This is a genomic window from Blautia sp. AF17-9LB, assembly GCF_003479185.1.
In the GTDB taxonomy this organism is placed as follows: domain Bacteria; phylum Bacillota; class Clostridia; order Lachnospirales; family Lachnospiraceae; genus Fusicatenibacter; species Fusicatenibacter saccharivorans.
The window spans coordinates 232,646-251,911 of the sequence record NZ_QUGU01000002.1; the positions used below are offsets into that span (position 1 = coordinate 232,646).

Genomic DNA, 19,266 nt, shown 5'->3' on the forward strand with positions numbered 1-19,266 from the left:
TTTACATACATTCGACATCCTTGAAGGAAGTGCTGTACGCCATGATAATAAAAGTGACAACACGCAATGTATGAAGATAGATAGGAGGAGAACACATGGCTAAAGGGAAAAAGCGTCCTGCTGAACTTCCGGAATACGGAACAGTGATGATGAAAGGGGTACAGTATTACCGCACCCGGATTACAGATGCAGACGGAAAGAGAGTGGCGATTTACGGGCTGACACGCGAAGAATTGTATGACCGGGTGGAAGATGCCCAGAAGAAAATCGCGGAAGTGGTTTTCCATAGAGAGAATCCGACCGTGGAAGAGTACTGTGAAAAATGGTTGCTGATGCGGTCTGGAACGGTAAGAACTAATACGTTGGAAGGATACGCACGGATGGTGAATCGGTACATCGTGGGTCCGATTGGACAGATGTATATGGACGAGGTGACCACAGATGACCTGCGGCTGCTGATGGTTCCGTTATCAAAAGGTTCTTCCGGAATGTATGGTCAGCTCAATATGCTGATTAAGAACATTTTTAATTCAGCAGAAGAGAGCAAGGTGATTAAAGAGAATCCATCCAAAACGATTTGCGCAAGAGGCGGAAAGCCAGCGAAACGGCGCGAGGCTTTGACGGATGAACAGACTGCTATTTTGCTGGATAGCATTCGTGAGCTTCCACCGTATGTCTTCGTGATGATCGGTTTGTACGCGGGATTGCGTAGAGAAGAGATCCTTGGATTAAAATGGGACTGCGTATTCCTGGATGAAAAAACGCCGTACATTTCGGTAAGGCGTGCATGGCATGTGGAAGGCGGTGAGCCGGTAGTCAACACGCTATTGAAGACACCGGCAGCAAAACGAGATGTTCCGATTCCAAAATGCCTGGTAGCCTGTCTCAAGGAAGAAAGGGAAAAATCAGAATCGGAATATGTGATCTCGAATTCGAAGGGAACTGTTTTGACGGAAACACAGTTTGTGAGAGTCTGGAAGTACATAACAGTCCGTTCTACTGCAGAACGCTGTTATTACACTTATGTAAATGGACAGTCCATCAAGCATAGAATAAAGCCAAGGCTTGGTGAGCATCAGCCGAATAATCCCAAACTGGTGTATACGATGGACTTCAAGGTGACTCCGCACATGCTGCGGCACACCTACATCACCAATCTGATTTACAAAGGTGTTGATCCTAAGACGGTGCAGTATCTGGCAGGCCATGAGAACAGCAAAACGACTATGGACATCTATGCGAAAGTCAAGTACAATAAACCTGAGGAATTAAGCAGCGTTGTGAATGCTGCATTCGGGCTGCGTTAAACTGCACCAAAAATTTCGCGATTTCGTGGGTTTACCTATGGGTTTACTGAGAGAGGAAAGCCCGAAAAACCGCATGAATACTGGTCTTTTTGGATCAAGGTCAGGTGAGTACGGTCTCAAAGCAGCTCGTCGCGCTCCGCAGTTCAGCAAGCGATAATCGACTGCTCAGACTATATCAAAATGGTTCAAAAAGCCCGGAAAATCAAGGTTTTCCGGGCTTTTGCTATATCTAAACGGGCTGATATGGTTTGACCAAATTTGGCAAAACGAGAGCCGATTTCATCCAATTTTTAGTGGTCCGCAAGTGGTTAACTGGCCAAAAAGAGGGCGAAAAGAGGGGGAAGTGGTTCCCAAAGTGGTTAACCGAGAGCCGATTTTTGGGGTGCTTTTCAGTCCTCCTTTCCCTCGTTTTTTGGCTGTGGCAGTTTGGCATAGTTTGAGCTAATTTGAATAATTGAATATGAATTTGATGTAGCACACAGTATAAATGCTGGGTGCTTTTTCATTTCAGGAACTCGTATTCCGGCGATAGAAAGAGCCGTCACTTCACTGTTAATTTTGAAGTGGCGGCTTTTTCTATTTCCAGAAGCAACAGCAATAATTAGAAATGAGGTGAAGTCAATGAACACGCAAATCATCGCCATTGCCAACCAGAAAGGCGGCGTTGGCAAGACAACGACCTGTGCCAACTTGGGAATCGGGCTGGCGCAGGCCGGAAAGAAAGTCCTTCTGATCGACGGGGACCCACAAGGGAGCCTGACAATCAGCCTGGGAAATCCGCAACCGGACAAGTTGCCATTTACATTGTCCGATGCAATGGGCAAAATTCTGATGGATCAGCCTATACGCACTGGAGAAGGTATTCTGCATCATGCGGAAGGCGTTGACCTGATGCCTGCGGACATCCAGTTATCCGGTATGGAGGTATCCCTGGTAAATGCCATGAGCCGTGAGACTATCTTGCGGCAATATCTGGACACGCTGAAGGGGCAATACTCCCATATTCTCATCGACTGTCAGCCCTCCCTGGGGATGCTCACGGTCAATGCGCTGGCCGCTGCGAACAGGATCATCATTCCCGTTCAGGCGGAGTATCTGCCCGCCAAAGGGCTGGAACAGCTGCTCTCCACGGTAAACAAGGTAAAGCGGCAGATCAACCCCAAGCTCCAGATAGACGGTATCCTGCTGACGATGGTGGACAGCCGAACCAACTTTGCCAAAGAGATCTCCGCGCTCCTGCGGGAAACCTATGGCAGCAAGATCAAAGTATTCGGCACAGAGATCCCCCACTCTGTCCGGGCAAAGGAAATTAGCGCAGAGGGAAAAAGTATTTTCGCCCATGACCCTGGCGGCAAGGTGGCAGAGGGGTATCGAAATCTGACGAAGGAGGTGTTGAAACTTGAAAAGCAGCGCGAAAAAAATAGAGCTGGCCTCGGTAGATGATCTGTTCTCCACCGAAGAAGGCCGTCAGGATGCAAAGCTGGAAAAGATTCAGGAGATTCCGCTGTCTGAACTGCATCCCTTTAAGAACCACCCATTCAAAGTCAAGGATGACGAAGCCATGATGGAGACCGCTGACAGTATCAAGCAGTATGGCGTTCTGGTTCCGGCGATTGCTCGACCGGACCCGGAGGGCGGTTATGAGCTGGTAGCCGGACACAGGCGGCACAGAGCCAGTGAGCTGGCAGAAAAGGAGACCATGCCGGTCATTGTTCGGGATTTGGATGATGATGCCGCCACGATCATTATGGTTGACAGCAACCTGCAACGAGAAAGCCTGCTTCCAAGCGAGAGGGCCTTTGCCTATAAAATGAAGTTGGAGGCTATAAAACATCAGGGAGAACGCTCAGATTTAACTTCTCGCCAAGTTGGCGAGAAGTCGCAGACATCAATTCAGCTGGTTGCAAATCAAGCAGGAGAAAGTCAAAGGCAGGTTCAGAGATTTATTCGCTTGACTGAGCTGATTCCCGAACTGCTGGACATGGTGGATGAAAAGAAAATTGCCTTAAATCCCGCCTATGAACTGTCCTTTCTCAAAAAGGAGGAACAGGTAGACCTGCTGGACGCGATGGACAGCGAACAGGCTACCCCTTCCCTTTCCCAAGCCCAGCGGCTCAAAAAATATAGTCAAGAGGGGCATCTGACCCTCGATATGATGCGTGTCATCATGGGTGAGGAAAAGAAAAGTGATCTGGACCGAGTGACATTTACCTCTGACACTTTGCGGAAGTATTTCCCTAAAAGCTATACGCCCCAGCGGATGCAGGAAACCATCATTAAGCTGCTGGAGGCATGGCAGAAAAAGCGTCAGAGAGACCAGGAACGATGAAAGGAGCCGCCTATGAGGGATATTTCAGCCCGTGAGCTGAAAGGACACAATATTCTCGCCGTAGAGAGGTTTTGGGATAACACCCGCTGGATGATTGAGTTTTCCGTCCTGCGTCCCAGCACAGCTTACGGCAGCCCCGGAGAGGAAATGCGACTGTTTTTGACTGAGGACGGGTATCAGGCCGCCCTGCAAAGCCAGCAGCGCCGGGAGATCAAGATCAAGCGTTACGCTCGTGTGATTGAGGGACATATCCTCGATTTCAAACCGGGAAAACATCGCCGCCACTCATAAACAAATCATTACTGCGAAAGGAAAGGATTGAAATGTGTACTGTAAAGGAAATCCGGGAAGCAATCCGGGAGGATTGCCATTCCCAGCATGGTATGGAATTTATAGAGATTGACCGTGTTCTGCAAACTCTGCCATTCTCTCAGGAAAATGACCTGTTGGATAAACCGCCCATTCCCAAGCGCCCCTACCGGCGCAGAAAAAGTGAACAAAACAGCTGACTGCCACAATTCTTTTTACAGGATTGTGGCTTTTTTCATACCCTGAGAAATTTGGAAGGAGTGAGGTCGATGGCCGTTTTTCGCATTGAACGGACCCGTGATTATACCGTGATGAGCAATCATCACTTACGAAATGCAAACCTGTCGTTAAAAGCCAAGGGGCTGCTTTCCATGATGCTGTCTTTGCCAGAGGACTGGAATTACACCACCCGTGGTCTTGCAAAGATTTGTAAGGAGGGCGTGGATGCCATAGGCGCTGCGTTGCGGGAATTGGAGGCTGCCGGTTACATTGTGCGGCACAAACTGCGTGACCGCCAGGGACGCATTCATGGAGGCTCTGCGCCGCAGTGCGCCGGTGCCGATCACTTTTGAAGCAATGGCCGCCGATACGGACGGCTATTTTTCTGCCGATCATCAGAAAATCGCCATTCGTCAGGGCATGAGTGAGGTGCAGACGGTTTCGGCCACAGTACATGAGATTGCCCACAGCAAGCTCCATGACCCTAAAAAATATGAAATGCTACCGTCATGGAAGGTTGTGCTGGAGAGTGAAGGTGGAACCAAGCATGATTTCAAGCTGGATTTTGCCACAGAAAGAGAAGCTGAACAGTTTGCTTCTGATATGGATTGGCGCTATGTGGACGAAAATCAGTTTGAATGGCGTCTTGCAGTTGAGGAAGATCCAACCGCAGAAAAACAGGCAATCAAAAATCGCCACACGGAGGAAGTGGAGGCTGAAAGCATCTCCTATGCGGTCTGCAAGTATTTTGGCATCGAGACCGGAGAAAACAGCTTCGGCTATATTGCAAGCTGGAGCCAGGGCAAAGAGCTGAAAGAGCTGAGAGCCAGTTTGGAGACCATCAACAAGACCTCCGGCACTTTGATCTCCGACATTGAGCGCCACTATAAGGAAATCTGCAAAGAGCGTGGAATTGACCCTCATGCAAAGGTAGAGCCGGAACCCGCCATGATAGAGCAGCCAGAAGATGCCGCTAAGGTATCTGATAGACAGCAGACCGGCGATCTGACCTACTATGTAGCAGAGTGCATGGAATTTCCAAACCTCGGAGAATACCACGATAATCTGTCTTTGGAGGAAGCAATCCGCATTTATCAGGAGATTCCGACAGAACGAATGAACGGGATCAAGGGCATTGGTTTTGAGCTGAAAGACGGAAGCGACTATGAAGGACCTTTTCCGATTTTGACCGGCCAGACCATTGACCTAGACACCATCCAGGCAATCGACTATTACCGTGATAATCCTCTGGTGCAAAAAGCGGTAAAGGAACTGGCTGCGGCAATGCCGGAAATGGAAGTGCTGGGGGTGGACGCCAATCAGCAGGAGGCTTTGTTTCTGATCGACAATGCCACCTATCTTCATATCCAGTCCTGTGACAGTGGCTGGGACTATACCCTTTATGATGCCGCATCCATGAAAGAGACGGATGGAGGTCAGCTGGATATGCCGGAGCTTTCCTGCATGAAGGCAGTTCTCCAGATTTGTGATGACAACGATTTGAGCAGCAATTCAGTAAAGTATGCGCCCCTGTCTATGATTGAGACCTTGCAGGAAGCTGCCTACCAGCAGATGCAGGCAGAGGCCAGTCAGATAGCTGCTTCTTCCCAGCTGCCGGAAGCACAAGAGCAGGCACTGGATGAATACCCCATGCCTGATGAGCAGGTATCTGCACCGGATATGCAGGAATACGGCTACTCCTATGATGGGATGCTCCCTGTTACCAGAGAACGGGCGCTGGAACTGGATGCCGCTGGTTTGACCGTCTATGTGCTGCATGAGGACAATACGGAGAGCATGGTGTTTGACCCGCAGGAAATCATGGATCATGGCGGTCTTTTCGGTGTGGACCATGAGGAATGGGAGAAAAGCCCTCAGTTCCACGAAAAGGTCATGGAGCGTCAGGAACATCAGCAGGAACGCGAACAGGCATTTCTCTCTCAGAACAGAGATTGCTTTGCCATCTATCAGGTAAGTCGTGATGATCCGCAGAATGTGCGCTTTATGAATCTGGATTGGTTAAAGTCCCATGACATTTCCATAGACCGCAGCAATTATGACCTCATTTACACAGCTCCTCTGAGGGAGTCTGGCACTGTGCCGGAGCAGCTGGAAAAACTCTATCAGCAATTCAATCTGGAAAAGCCCGTGGACTTTCACAGTCCCTCCATGAGCGTCAGCGACATCGTTGCAATCAGACAGGACGGTAAGGTATCCTGTCATTACTGTGACAGCGTTGGTTTTACCCAGATCCCCGGATTCCTGCCGGAAAACCCGCTGAAAAATGCGGAAATGGGCCTGGAGGACGATTACGGCATGATCGACGGTATCATCAACAATGGCCCAAAAGAGCCGACCGTGGCAGAGCTGGAACAGCAGGCCCGAAGCGGTCAGCCCATTTCCCTGATGGACTTGGCTGATGCCGTTCATCGGAAGGAACGGGAAAAGAAAAAGTCCGTCATGGAGCAGCTGAAAGGCCAGCCCAAGACAGAACACAAAAAGACAGCACCCAAAAAGAGTGCGGAAAGGGAGATTTGATATGGGAAACTTTACCTTTGAGGAAATGAACCTGATGTGCATTTACAATACCGGCAGCCGCACCGGGCTGATTGACAGTCTGCGTGAGATGCGCGGCGAGCTTTCGCCGGAGGAAACGGAACTGAGGGAACTGACTGACAGCGCCCTTACGAAGCTCTGTGCGATGACCGATGAGAAGTTTGCCGAACTGGAGCTGTACCCGGATTTTGATCAGTAAACAACATAACCGCAGGGATGGGGTGGCGATCTGCCACCCCACCTTTTTACCCCAAAACTGAAAGGAGGACAGAACACTATGCCAACCAAAGCTGAACTATATGCGCAGATGGCGGACAAGGTGGCAACACAGCTCACGGGGAGCTGGCAGGAATGGGCAGGGTTTCTCACCACTGCTTCCCGCCTTTACAAGTACCCGTTCCATGAGCAGCTGATGATCTATGCCCAGCGACCGGACGCCACCGCCTGTGCGGAGTACGATTTGTGGAATGAAAAGATGGGCCGTTATGTAAGGCGCGGTTCCAAGGGAATCGCTCTGGTGGATGATTCCGGGGACAGACCTCGCCTGCGTTATGTCTTTGACATTTCTGACACCGGAACCCGTGAACATTCCCGCACTCCCTGGCTGTGGCAGTTGGAGGAGCGCCATCTGGATTCCGTGCAGGCCATGCTGGAGCGCACCTATGATGTTTCCGGTGATGATCTTGCCGGACAGCTCACGGAGGTAGCCGGAAAACTGGCCGAGGAATACTGGACGGAGCATCAGCAGGACTTCTTCTATATCGTTGACGGTTCCTTTTTGGAGGAATATGATGAGTATAACATCGGAGTGCAGTTCAAGGCAGCCGCCACCGTCAGCATCACTTACGCTTTGATGTCCCGCTGCGGACTGGAGCCGGAACGCTACTTCGACCACGAAGATTTCATGGCGATCTTTGATTTCAATACCCCGTCCACCATCGGGGCACTGGGAACAGCGGTCAGCCAGATCAACCAGCAGGTGCTGCGGCAGATCGGCGTTACCGTCCGAAATGCAGAGCGCGAAGCCAACCAAGAAAGGAGCAAACAAGATGAACAATCCCATGACCTATATCCAGAACGGAGACTATCTGATTCCCGACCTGAAGCTGAGCCAGCAGCCGGAGAAACCCCTGGGCAAGTACGGCAGGATGAGGAAAACCTACCTGAAGGAACAGCGTCCCATCCTCTACAACCAGATGTTGCTGAGCGAGAAGCTGTACCCGCACCTTCTGGAGATCGACGAGACCGCCCAGAGCAGACTGGAGCAGATGATGCCCCAGCTGGCGAAGGAAGCGGGAGCCACCGAGGAACTGAAAACCAGCGATCCCATGAAGTGGGTGGGGCTGATGAACACCTGCAAAGCTCAGGCCGAGGAAATCCTGATGGCGGAGCTTATCAACAGCTGACTCTAAACCTGTTCCTCTCCGAAGCGGAACAGATCCAATCCATAGATGAAGCAGAGAATGTAGCGCATACATCCTCTGCTTTTTCTTTTGCCCAAAATGACATTGACCATGTGCTGCGTTTGGGCGGCAATACAGACCGTCAGAGGGAGCGTGTGGTTGTAGCCTTTGAAAAGCAGAAAACCACCGCTGAGATTGCCGAGATACTGAAAACGCTGTACCACGGCGGCAATGGCCTTGGCAGTGTGAGCGCATGGTATGCCGAGGATGGTATCCATCTTTCCCATGGGAAGTCTGTCCGTTATGACAGGTCTGCCCAGGTCATTTCCTGGGAGAGCGCCGCAGAGCGTATCGGGGAGCTTTTGGAAAGTGGTCAGTTTGCCTCCAATGTGGAGCTTGCAGAAGCGGCAGGCTATGAACGCTCCCTCCTCTCGGAAAAGCTCTGGCATCTGTATCACGATCTCAGTGAGGACGCCAGAAAAGCCGGATATTTGTCCTGCCTGTCAGAGATCAAAGGCAATGGTTTCCCAGAGGAGACCCGCCGCCTGACGGAGCAGCTGAGTGACCCGGCTTTCCGCCAGACCCTCAAGGAAGAATACGCTGCCTTCTGGACTGCCTATCAGCAGGACCGTGACCTGTTGCGTTTTCACTATCATAGACCGAGGGAGATCTGGGAGAACCTGAAGGACCTTGACCTGCCCCGCAGGACCTTTTCTTCAGAGCTTTCCAAAGTGCCAACCGTCCAGCACTTTATTACCGAGGATGAGATCGACGCCGCCATGACCGGCGGAAGCAGTTTCGCCGGAGGAAAAGGCCGTATCTATGCGTTCTTCATGGCAAACCATACGGATAAGGAGAAAGTGAGATTCCTCAAAGACGAGTATGGCATTGGCGGACGCTCTCATGCCTTGTCCGGTGCAACACACAGCGGCGAAGATCACGATGGGAAAGGACTGCACTATAAAAAGCAGGACTGCCCGGATGTTCACTTGAACTGGGAAAAGGTTGCCAAGCGCATTACCTCACTTGTCCAGAAAGACCGCTATCTTACCGAACAGGAACAGGCGCAGTATGACAAAATCCAGTCTGAACAGGAACTGGCCGAAGAAGATGCCATTCAAGCCCAGCAGCCGGAGATGGAAGAAGAAACGCCAAAGCCTATCCTTCGGGAGCAGTTTGAGCAGTATAAGCCTGTGGTGACTGCCGCTATTTCCGAGGATGCCGCATACCGCAATGCCTGCGGGCATTCTGACCGTGAAAATGCTGTCATCGAGGGCAATGCCGCTGTGCGCCGTGCGGTTCTTGGTTCTAAGGATATGGAGCTGATCCGACTCTATTCGGATGTGCCGGAGTTCCGTCAGCGACTGCACCGGGAAGTGATCGACGAAACCTATCCAAAGCTCCATGAGCTTCTGCGCCCTCTTTCTCAGGAAGATATTGATACTGCCCTTTGTGCATGGAACGGCAATATCGAGAGTAAACACGCTGTTGTCCGCTATATGAAAGACCATGAAAGAGAAAAAGATACCGCCGCATGGCTGGCTCAGGAATACGGCGGCAGTAACAGCAACAGCCTGTTCGTTGTCCGTGCCGGCAGCCCGGAGGAAACGCAGCTGCCCTGGCCGAAGGTACAGCGCCGGATTGCCCAGCTCATTCAGGAGGACCGGTTCTATACCAAAGAAGAACAGAACCGTTTTGACGACATCGACCCAATCGCCATCCGGGAAGCTCTGGAGGAAAGAGGGATCGTCAACGGCCAGGTGGCAGACCCGGAAAAACTGGACAATGATCCGTTTATCCAACAGGTGATGTCAGATGCAGAGCAGATCGCAGATGCCGAGACAGAGCAGACTTCCGAAGTTTCCATTTCCGATGAGGAATATGACACAGTTCGCCGCCCAATTCCGCAAAGAACCTCCTATGACCCAGCCGCCTCGGTCTATGCCGTGGGCGATACCGTGTATATCGGGGATAACGCCTATCAGATCACCGAGCTGCGGGAGGACACCGTACAGCTTCTGCCCACCGGGATGGTATATCCCATCTACCGGGCAGAGCGCAAAGAACAGTTCGAGCAGCTGCTTCGGGCAGACCGTCGCAATGCTTACTATACCGAGTTTCTTCCTATTGACCCGGACAAGGCAGATCAGGACTTGCGGGATGTATTGGCTCATGGACTGATGGATGAAGCGGATAAAAAGCAGATTTCCACGCTGCTGAAATCCGGCAGGAGCAACAGCGAGATCGCCTACTGGCTGAGCAGAGCCTATTCCGGTGAGATCGAGACACTGAATTTGGAGACTGGCGATATTGCCGATTACCGTACCACGGCACAGGGCATGGAGCTGGAAGTCCTGGACGCAGAGGAAAAGCGTCTGGCTGTGCTGTATTTCCGCTGGGATGAAGTTGCGCCTTTGCTGCGCGGGATGTATGCCCGTCAGCTGGATGGCTTTGGACAGGAACAGCCCGAACCGGCTGCCGAATCCCCGGCCTTCCATTCCGAGACCATGGCCGTCTATCCGGGCGATAAGAACAATCTGCCTTATGATGTGGTGGTGGAACGACTGCATATCGAGGAGCCGGAGCCACCAGCCCCTGTGACTGAGCCGGAGAAAACCTTTGAGGAAGTGTTGGATGAACACCCGGTTTCCATTCAGGTCAATGGCCAGTGGCAGACTTTTCCCAATGCCAGAGCCGCCGAGGAAGCCGCTTACGGGGAATACAAGGACAACCTGCGCCGCACCGCTGAGAATTTCCGTATCACCGACGACCACCTGGGCGAAGGCGGTCCGAAAGCCAAGTTTCAGGCCAATATCGCGGCAATCAAGCTGCTGAAATATCTGGAGGAAACCACTGAACAGGCAACGCCGGAGCAGCAGAAAATTCTTTCCCGATATGTGGGCTGGGGCGGTCTGGCCGACGCCTTTGACCCGGAGAAGCCCGCATGGGCTGCGGAATATACCCAGCTGAAAGAGCTGCTGACCCCGGAAGAATATACTGCCGCCAGAGGTTCCACCCTCAACGCGCACTACACCAGTCCCACGGTAATCCGGGCCATCTATGAGACCGTGGGGCGCATGGGCTTTGAGACCGGAAATATTCTGGAGCCATCTATGGGTGTGGGCAACTTCTTCGGTATGCTGCCGGAGGAAATGAGAAACAGCCGTCTATACGGTGTGGAGCTGGACCCGATTTCCGGGCGCATCGCAAAGCAGCTCTATCCCAAGGCGGACATCACAGTAGGCGGCTTTGAGACCACTGACCGCCGGGACTTCTTTGACCTTGCCATCGGCAATGTGCCTTTCGGTCAGTATCAGGTCAACGACAAAACTTACAACAAGTTAAACTTTAGTATTCACAACTACTTTTTCGCCAAAGCACTGGATCAGGTGCGTCCCGGCGGTGTGGTAGCTTTTGTGACCTCCCGCTATACCATGGACGCCAAGGATTCCACCGTGCGCCGTTATCTTGCCCAGCGTGCCGAGCTGCTGGGAGCGATCCGTCTGCCTAATGACGCGTTCAAAAAGAATGCCGGTGCCGAGGTTGTATCGGACATCATCTTTCTCCAAAAGCGGGACCGTCCGCTGGACATTGCACCAGAGTGGACGCAGACCGGACAAACGGAGGATGGGTTTGCCATCAACCGGTATTTTATCGACCACCCGGAAATGGTGCTGGGCAGACAGGAACCGGAAAGCACCGCCCATGGCATGGACTACACCGTGAATCCCATTGAGGGGCTGGAGCTTGCCGATCAGCTGCATGATGCCGTGAAGTACATTCGCGGCACTTACCAGGAGGCCGAGCTGCCGGAGCTGGGTGAGGGCGAAGCCATCGACACCTCCATTCCTGCCGACCCCAATGTGAAAAATTACTCCTACACCGTGGTGGACGGCGCTGTATATTTCCGTGAAAACAGCCGCATGGTGCGCCCTGACCTGAATGCCACCGCCGAAGCCCGTGTAAAAGGACTGGTGGGGCTGCGGGAATGTGTCCAGCAGCTCATTGATCTGCAAATGGACGCCGCCACACCGGACAGCGCCATCCAGGATAAACAGGCGGAACTGAACAGCCTCTATGACAGCTTTTCTGCAAAATATGGCCTGATCAATGACCGGGCGAACCGACTGGCCTTTGCCGATGATTCCAGCTACTATCTGCTCTGCGCGCTGGAAGTCATTGACGAGGACGGCAAGCTGGAACGCAAGGCGGATATGTTCACCAAGCGCACCATCAAGCCCCACAAGGCGGTGGACACCGTGGATACCGCCAGTGAAGCCCTTGCTGTCTCCATCGCGGAGCGAGCCTGTGTGGATATGGCGTATATGTCGGAGTTGACCAATAAGACCAGCGACGAACTGGCTGCCGAGCTGCAAGGCGTGATCTTCCGTGTACCGGGACAGGTGGAGAAAGACGGCACTCCCCATTATGTGACCGCCGACGAGTATCTGTCCGGCAATGTGCGCCGCAAACTGCGTCAGGCACAGCGGGCGGCACAGCAGAACCCGGTTTATGCAGTCAATGTGGAAGCTCTTACCGCCGCCCAGCCCAAAGACCTGGATGCGTCGGAAATTGAGGTACGTCTGGGCGCTACCTGGATTGACAAGGAGTACATCCAGCAGTTTATGTACGAGACCTTCAACACCCCGTTTTATCTCCAGCGCAGCATTGAGGTCAACTATTCCTCCTTTACTGCTGAATGGCAGATCAAGGGGAAATCTTCTGTATCCTACAACGATGTGGCAGCTTACACTACCTATGGAACCAGCCGTGCCAATGCTTATAAGATTTTGGAGGACAGCCTGAACCTGCGGGATGTCCGTATCTATGACACCATAGAGGACGCAGACGGAAAAGAGCGCCGCGTACTAAACGCCAAGGAGACCACCCTGGCTGCTCAAAAACAGCAGGCTATCCGGGAAGCCTTTAAGGACTGGATCTGGAAAGACCCGGAGCGCCGCCAGACTTTGGTGCGCCAGTATAACGAAGAAATGAACTCTACTCGTCCCCGCGAGTATGATGGCAGCCATATCACTTTTGGTGGCATGAACCCGGCCATTACCCTGCGGGAACACCAGAAAAGCGCCATCGCCCATGTGCTGTATGGCGGAAATACCCTGCTGGCACACGAAGTAGGCGCGGGCAAAACCTTTGAGATGGTGGCCGCTGCGATGGAAGCCAAACGCCTGGGCTTGTGCCAGAAATCTCTCTTTGTGGTTCCCAACCACCTGACTGAGCAGTGGGCATCGGAGTTTCTGCGCCTCTATCCTTCTGCCAACATCTTAGTCACAACCAAAAAGGACTTTGAGGCCCATAACCGCAAGAAGTTCTGCGCCCGTATTGCGACCGGTGACTACGACGCCATCATCATGGGACACAGCCAGTTTGAGCGTATCCCCATCAGCCGGGAGCGTCAGGAACGGCTTCTCTATGAGCAGATCGACGAGATCACCGAGGGTATCGCAGAGGTGCAGGCCAGCGGCGGCGAGCGTTTTACCGTCAAGCAGCTGGAGCGTACCAGAAAGTCTCTGGAAGCCAGACTGGAAAAGCTGCAAGCCGAGGGACGAAAAGATGATGTGGTAACTTTTGAGCAGCTGGGTGTGGACCGGCTGTTTGTGGACGAGGCCCACAACTACAAGAACCTGTTTTTATACACAAAAATGCGGAATGTGGCTGGTCTTTCCACATCGGACGCGCAGAAATCCTCCGATATGTTTGCCAAGTGCCGCTATATGGATGAGATCACCGGAAACCGTGGCGTGATCTTTGCCACCGGTACACCGGTCAGCAACTCCATGACCGAGCTTTACACCATGCAGCGTTATCTTCAATATGAACGCCTGCAAGAACTGAACATGACCCACTTCGACTGCTGGGCTTCCCGATTTGGGGAGACCGTCACAGCATTGGAGCTGGCACCGGAAGGCACCGGCTACCGGGCAAGAACGAGATTCAGCAAGTTCTTTAATCTGCCGGAGCTGATGAACCTGTTCAAAGAAGTGGCGGACATTAAGACTGCCGACCAGTTAAATCTCCCTACCCCGGAAGTGGAGTACCACAACATCGTGGCGCAGCCCACCGAACATCAGCAGGAAATGGTCAAGACCCTTTCGGAGCGCGCATCGCTGGTACACAGCGGAACTGTTGACCCGTCCCAGGATAACATGCTCAAGATTACCTCGGATGGCCGTAAGTTGGGGCTTGACCAGAGGATCGTCAACCAGATGCTGCCGGACGAACCTGGCACAAAGGTCAATCAGTGTGTGGACAACATCATGCAGATCTGGCGGGACGGCAAAGCTGACAAGCTGACCCAGCTGGTGTTCTGCGACATTTCTACACCACAGGCCAAAGCTCCTGCAAGCAAGGCGGCGAAAACGCTGGATAATCCACTGCTTCACGCATTGGAAGGCGCTGTGCCTCTGCCGGAACAGGAACCGACCTTTACGGTATATGACGATATTCGTCAGAAACTCATTGCTCAGGGGATGCCTGCCGACCAGATCGCTTTTATCCATGAAGCCAATACCGAAGTGCGGAAAAAGGAGCTGTTCTCTAAAGTCCGTACCGGTCAGGTTCGTGTCCTTTTGGGCAGCACCGCCAAGATGGGCGCAGGCACCAATGTGCAGGACCGTCTGGTGGCACTTCATGATCTGGATTGTCCGTGGAGACCTGGAGACCTTGCCCAGAGAAAGGGGCGTATCGAGCGTCAGGGCAACCAGAACCCCCTTGTTCATGTGTACCGCTATGTGACCGATGGAACCTTTGACGCATACCTCTGGCAGACAGTGGAGAACAAGCAGAAATTCATCAGTCAGATCATGACTTCTAAATCGCCGGTGCGTTCCTGCGATGATGTGGATGAAACAGCCCTCAGTTTTGCCGAGATCAAGGCTCTGTGTGCCGGAGATCCCCGCATCAAGGAGCGTATGGATTTGGATGTGGAGGTATCCCGCCTGAAGCTGATGAAAGCCGACCACCAGAGCAAGCAATATCGTCTGGAGGACCAGCTGCTCAAATACTTCCCGGAGGAGATTGAAAAGCACAAAGGTTTTATCAAGGGCTTTGAATCCGATCTGGAGGTTTTGACAGCTCACCCGCACCCGGAGGACGGTTTTGCTGGTATGGAGATTCGTGGAGACCTGCTGACCGATAAGGAGAACGCCGGTGCAGCCCTTTTGGATGCCTGCAAGGAGGTCAAAACCTCCGATCCGGTGCAGATCGGCAACTACCGGGGTTATGCCATGTCCGTGGAATTTTCCGCTTGGAAACAGGAGTATACGCTCCTGCTGAAAGGACAGATGACCCACCGGGCAACCCTTGGTACAGACCCTCGCGGAAATCTTACCCGTATCGACAATGCCCTCGCCCAGATGCCCCAGCGTCTGGAGGCGGCAAAGGCCCAGCTGGATAACCTCTATCAGCAGCAGGCTGCCGCAAAGGAGGAAGTCGGAAAGCCATTCCTTTATGAAGAAGAACTGAGAAGCAAAAACGCCCGTCTGGTGGAGCTGGATACCCTGCTCAACATCGACGGAAAGGGGCAGGCACACACCGAGTCTGTTGTTGCCAAAAGCACACGGCCTTCGGTGCTGGATAACCTAAAACGCCCGGTGCAACCCCGCAGTACAGACAAGAAACCAAAACAGCATGAGGAGGTGCGATAACATGAATACTAACGATCTGAATACAGCTCTTTATGAAAAGATGGCTGCCGAACAGGACAAGTTCCGGGACTGGCTGAAAAGCCAGCCCCCGGAAGAAGTCTTAAACCATGCCTATGAGTACACCATCCGCGAGGACATCGTGATGGCAATGGAGGAACTGGAGTTGACCGACACCCAGGCTCAGGCACTTTTGGAATCTCCCTCTCCATTGACGGATGTGTACCGCTATTTTGAAAAGCTGGAGACCGGCTATATGGGTGTGATCCGGGACAGCATTGAAAGCCGTGCCGACGATGTGTGCAGAGCCAAAGAGGAACTGCGAACAACACCGGTCTATCCATATTCTGCTGCCTATGCGTCCGAGCATGGGGAAATGGCACAGTACAACCTCTCATATCAGGCGAACAGCGCCTGCAAAGAAGCCATTGAGCAGACCATCAGCGCCCACTATGCAGAGAATCGGCTGGATACGGAGGCTGCGGTCAAAGATGTGCTGGAAAAGTTCGGGACGGAACGGGTACAGTTTATTCTTGCCAACACCATCCAGCGCAAGAACTATGACGGGCGTATCTCTCAGGACAATAAAGCATGGGCAAAAAGCATTCCTACGCTGGAGGACAGCGGCGCTTCCCGCCACTGTGCCTATCTGGTGGTAGATCAGGTCAATCCCGGTTTGACCGACCTGTTCACCAGACAGTTCCGAAAAGTAGCTCAAGAACAGCAGAAAAGCTCTGTCCTGCAAAAGCTCAAGCAGGAACCGTCTGCCCGCAAGCCTGCCACCCCGAAAAAACGGGAGCCGGAGCGATAACCATGGCAAAGCGCAAGCGGGATGTGCCGGTTTTGTTTTGGGTGTCCGCAGAAGAACTGGAACTGATCCATCAAAAGATGCAGCAATACGGGACAGAGAATTTGAGCGCTTATCTGCGGAAAATGGCGCTGGATGGTTATGTGGTCAAGCTGGAACTGCCAGAGCTGAAGGAGCTGGTCTCCCTGATGCGCCGAAGCAGCAACAACTTGAACCAGCTGACCCGCAAAGTGCATGAGACCGGGCGGGTTTATAATGCTGACTTGGAGGATATATCCCAGCGGCAGGAACAACTGTGGGAGGGTGTGAAGAAAATCCTTACCCAACTCTCCAAACTTTCATAACAGGGATAGATACTCCATTTGCGGAGGGAGGAACGGCGTTTCTTCGCCGCACCTTCCTCCGCTTTTTCTTTTTGTCTGTATCCTTGTCTTTTGCCTGTCCGTACCGGATAATATGAGTAGAATAAGAAGCGTAGCAAAGGAGTGAAAACAGATGCTGACCTTTGAAAAGGTGCTGGAGATTTTTGCGGATTACCTAACCGCAGACGAGACCATAGAAGTTTATATCAGCCGCCATGGATGTGTAAGAGTTGAATTTGACCAAGATTTTCACTATTGCTCTGGCGAGGTGTGCCATACTCCCAAGGAACTGTTCGACCTCTTAGCCGATGATTACCGGACTTATCTGGAGATTGAACTGACCAAAGGAAAACGGGAAGTGACGGAAGATGATGAGAGAGAAGCGGATGCCCTATGCAAACAGTATCTGGAGCGTTGGAAGGAGGAACAGAAATGAAGATTTTGAAATGTCTGCTGATGATCGTAACTGCACCGGTCATTTTGGTGTTGACGCTTTTTGTCTGGCTCTGCACGGGGCTGATCTACATATCCGGTCTGGTGCTTGGTCTACTAAGCACGGTAATTGCTCTGCTTGGCGTGGCTGTGCTGATTACCTATTCCCCGCAGAATGGTGTGATTTTGCTGGTTATGGCATTTTTGATTAGCCCGATGGGGCTGCCGCTGGCTGCGATCTGGCTGCTAAGCAAGGTGCAGAGTTTGAAATTTGCGATCCAGGATTGGGTGTATGGGTAAATGATGTGAATATAATTTGGAATGAAAAGAAGCAGGACAATGGGAGATGAGACCCACTGCCCTGCTTCTCTGTTTATTCGGAACGAACTGTAATATATTTTTGATTGCGACTTTTAGGTTTATCGGGAATAGTCATTTCTAATTGCCCGGATTCTAAAAGCGGATTGATATGCTTCAAAGTGAAGTTTCTTAAATCTTTGAAGCCGCAAAATACTGCAAGCTCTTTCTTGGATTTTGGTGTTGTGCAAAAAGCCAAAATCTGTTTGGACACCGTTGATAGTTCAATATCTTGGTGGGTAACTTGGTGGATAACTTGGTGGATAACTTGGTGGGTGTCATCCTCTAAGTTGTAGTTTACATTTTTCAAGATGACCCTGAAATCTGTTGCTGTTGAGGAAAATTCAGGCTTATATGCCGCTGTATATCCAGGTAGCTTTTCGGTTTCACTGACGATTTTGCGTAGGCCACTTCCACGGCGTTCCATGTACTTCATGCGGTGGAACAGGTCAGCAATCACAGGGTTTCGCCGCATGGAACGGATACTGTAAATATCGTATTCCTGAATTGAGCCGCCGCCAAACATACCGCCAGGAGATGTGATTTCCACCCGATCATCAAACATATCAATATGGATTTCGCTGCCAAGCACAATATAATCACGATGGATAAGCGCATTGACAAGAGCCTCTGTCACAGCTCGTTCAGCATAATCCGGCTTGTCTACACGATACTGTGCCTCTTTGACAAAACGGACTTTGGAATTATTGCGAATAAATTCACTGCCGCTTTTCAGTAGATAAATCAGATTCCCTTCGTATTCTTTATCGTCCAGCGCATCATCAAAGATAGAGCCTTTTTCCAAGCCATTCCACCGGGTACAGAACATACGGGAGTTATAAACTGTGTGCTGATCGGTCATGAGCTTTCCGGCATTGGTCAAGAACCCATTTTTGTCAGCCAAACCGAAGGAGACATAATCGGATGGCTCAAAGCGGAGACCAGTCCGTTCCAGATAGGTTGCTTCCAGAAGTGTAAAGCTGTAATCCTTTTTTACCGCGTCTGTTGTTAGGGTATCAAAGGACTGATTGGTTCCCTTTAAGATCAGTTCATTCACAATGTAATCCGGTGCAATTACGCTTTCATTTCCAACACGGATGTATGCTTCCATTACTCCGTCTGCCTTGTAATAGTATGGGGTGCTGCGGCCAGGAGAAACCTCCAGAGCCAACAGGTTTTTACCATCTTCCTGCAATGGCTTTAAGATAAACTGCGGTAATGGTGTGATACGTTCTTTGATTAAGCGGCTGATCGCTTCAGCATCCTTTTGAACATCGGACAAGCCGATAGGCTCCCGGTCATCGGAGACTCCGAAAAACAGAGTGCCGCCAATTCCATTGGAAAAGGCACTGACACTTTTTAACCAGCTTTTTGGCTTTTTTATTTCGAGAGCAACTTTGAAATCACATTCGGTTGCTTCAGCAATGAGCTGTTCTATCATAAAATCCCTCCTTTGAGGTATTGGTAGTTTCTTTATATTATACCCATAAGGAGAGTTTATTTCAACGATAGGCACAAAGAGT

General features: G+C 51.6%; 14 protein-coding genes and 2 pseudogenes. 14 read left to right on the plus strand and 2 right to left on the minus strand.

Going from position 1 to position 19,266, the window contains the following annotated elements; genetic code table 11:
• Window positions 1-95: 95 nt before the first annotated feature.
• The 8 genes and pseudogenes from DWX00_RS03205 (at window position 96) to DWX00_RS03250 (ending at window position 6,919) form a co-directional block, all read left to right on the plus strand.
• The gene (locus tag DWX00_RS03205) at window positions 96-1,307 is read left to right on the plus strand and encodes a tyrosine-type recombinase/integrase (protein WP_055222189.1); all 1,212 of its coding nucleotides are present in this window, start codon (window positions 96-98) and stop codon (window positions 1,305-1,307) included.
• A gap of 621 nt (window positions 1,308-1,928) precedes the next feature.
• On the plus strand, window positions 1,929-2,750 hold the full coding sequence (locus tag DWX00_RS03220; protein WP_002592136.1) for a ParA family protein: 822 nt from the start codon (window positions 1,929-1,931) through the stop codon (window positions 2,748-2,750).
• Entirely contained in the window at window positions 2,707-3,636 is a 930-nt protein-coding gene (locus DWX00_RS03225) for a ParB/RepB/Spo0J family partition protein (protein ID WP_004798093.1), read from the plus strand. The genes DWX00_RS03220 and DWX00_RS03225 overlap by 44 nt, the downstream gene beginning before the upstream one ends.
• A gap of 12 nt (window positions 3,637-3,648) precedes the next feature.
• Window positions 3,649-3,927 (plus strand): DUF5720 family protein, encoded by a 279-nt coding sequence (locus DWX00_RS03230; protein WP_117453426.1) that lies wholly within the window; start codon window positions 3,649-3,651, stop codon window positions 3,925-3,927.
• Window positions 3,928-3,953: 26 nt separating this feature from the next.
• A complete protein-coding gene (locus tag DWX00_RS03235) occupies window positions 3,954-4,145 on the plus strand; it encodes a hypothetical protein (RefSeq protein WP_442857804.1) in 192 nt (63 codons plus the stop codon).
• 69 nt (window positions 4,146-4,214) lie between these two features.
• Window positions 4,215-4,472, plus strand: a pseudogene (locus DWX00_RS03240) (helix-turn-helix domain-containing protein); the annotation flags it as partial.
• Window positions 4,465-6,702, plus strand: a pseudogene (locus DWX00_RS03245) (YodL domain-containing protein); the annotation flags it as partial. The pseudogenes DWX00_RS03240 and DWX00_RS03245, both read left to right, overlap by 8 nt.
• Window position 6,703: 1 nt before the next feature.
• The gene (locus DWX00_RS03250) at window positions 6,704-6,919 is read left to right on the plus strand and encodes a transposon-transfer assisting family protein (protein WP_003526257.1); all 216 of its coding nucleotides are present in this window, start codon (window positions 6,704-6,706) and stop codon (window positions 6,917-6,919) included.
• 96 nt (window positions 6,920-7,015) lie between these two features.
• On the opposite strand, the gene DWX00_RS19985 is transcribed toward DWX00_RS03250, so the two are convergent.
• Window positions 7,016-7,783: a hypothetical protein gene (locus DWX00_RS19985; protein ID WP_243037934.1), complete on the minus strand. Its 768-nt coding sequence runs from the start codon at window positions 7,781-7,783 to the stop codon at window positions 7,016-7,018.
• Between DWX00_RS19985 and DWX00_RS19990 the strand changes: the two genes are divergently transcribed.
• From DWX00_RS19990 to DWX00_RS03280, 6 genes are all read left to right on the plus strand, one after another.
• Window positions 7,782-8,126: a TnpV protein gene (locus DWX00_RS19990; protein ID WP_442857805.1), complete on the plus strand. Its 345-nt coding sequence runs from the start codon at window positions 7,782-7,784 to the stop codon at window positions 8,124-8,126. The two genes, DWX00_RS19985 and DWX00_RS19990, sit on opposite strands and share 2 nt — an antisense overlap.
• Window positions 8,127-9,622: 1,496 nt before the next feature.
• Window positions 9,623-15,787, plus strand: coding sequence for an SNF2-related protein (locus tag DWX00_RS03255; RefSeq protein ID WP_442857806.1), 6,165 nt, complete (start codon window positions 9,623-9,625; stop codon window positions 15,785-15,787).
• A gap of 1 nt (window position 15,788) precedes the next feature.
• Window positions 15,789-16,595 carry a DUF3849 domain-containing protein gene (locus tag DWX00_RS03260; protein WP_118594639.1) on the plus strand — a complete coding sequence of 269 codons (807 nt, stop codon included), beginning with the start codon at window positions 15,789-15,791 and terminating at the stop codon, window positions 16,593-16,595.
• 2 nt (window positions 16,596-16,597) lie between these two features.
• A complete protein-coding gene (locus DWX00_RS03265) occupies window positions 16,598-16,936 on the plus strand; it encodes a plasmid mobilization protein (protein WP_118594640.1) in 339 nt (112 codons plus the stop codon).
• A gap of 151 nt (window positions 16,937-17,087) precedes the next feature.
• Entirely contained in the window at window positions 17,088-17,390 is a 303-nt protein-coding gene (locus DWX00_RS03275; RefSeq protein ID WP_015529855.1) for a hypothetical protein, read from the plus strand.
• Window positions 17,387-17,686, plus strand: coding sequence for a CD1845 family protein (locus tag DWX00_RS03280; RefSeq protein ID WP_097772891.1), 300 nt, complete (start codon window positions 17,387-17,389; stop codon window positions 17,684-17,686). The genes DWX00_RS03275 and DWX00_RS03280 overlap by 4 nt, the downstream gene beginning before the upstream one ends.
• Window positions 17,687-17,759: 73 nt before the next feature.
• Here the strand turns inward: DWX00_RS03280 and DWX00_RS03285 are convergent, their stop codons facing one another.
• Window positions 17,760-19,184, minus strand: coding sequence for an ATP-binding protein (locus DWX00_RS03285; RefSeq protein WP_118594642.1), 1,425 nt, complete (start codon window positions 19,182-19,184; stop codon window positions 17,760-17,762).
• Window positions 19,185-19,266: the final 82 nt, after the last annotated feature.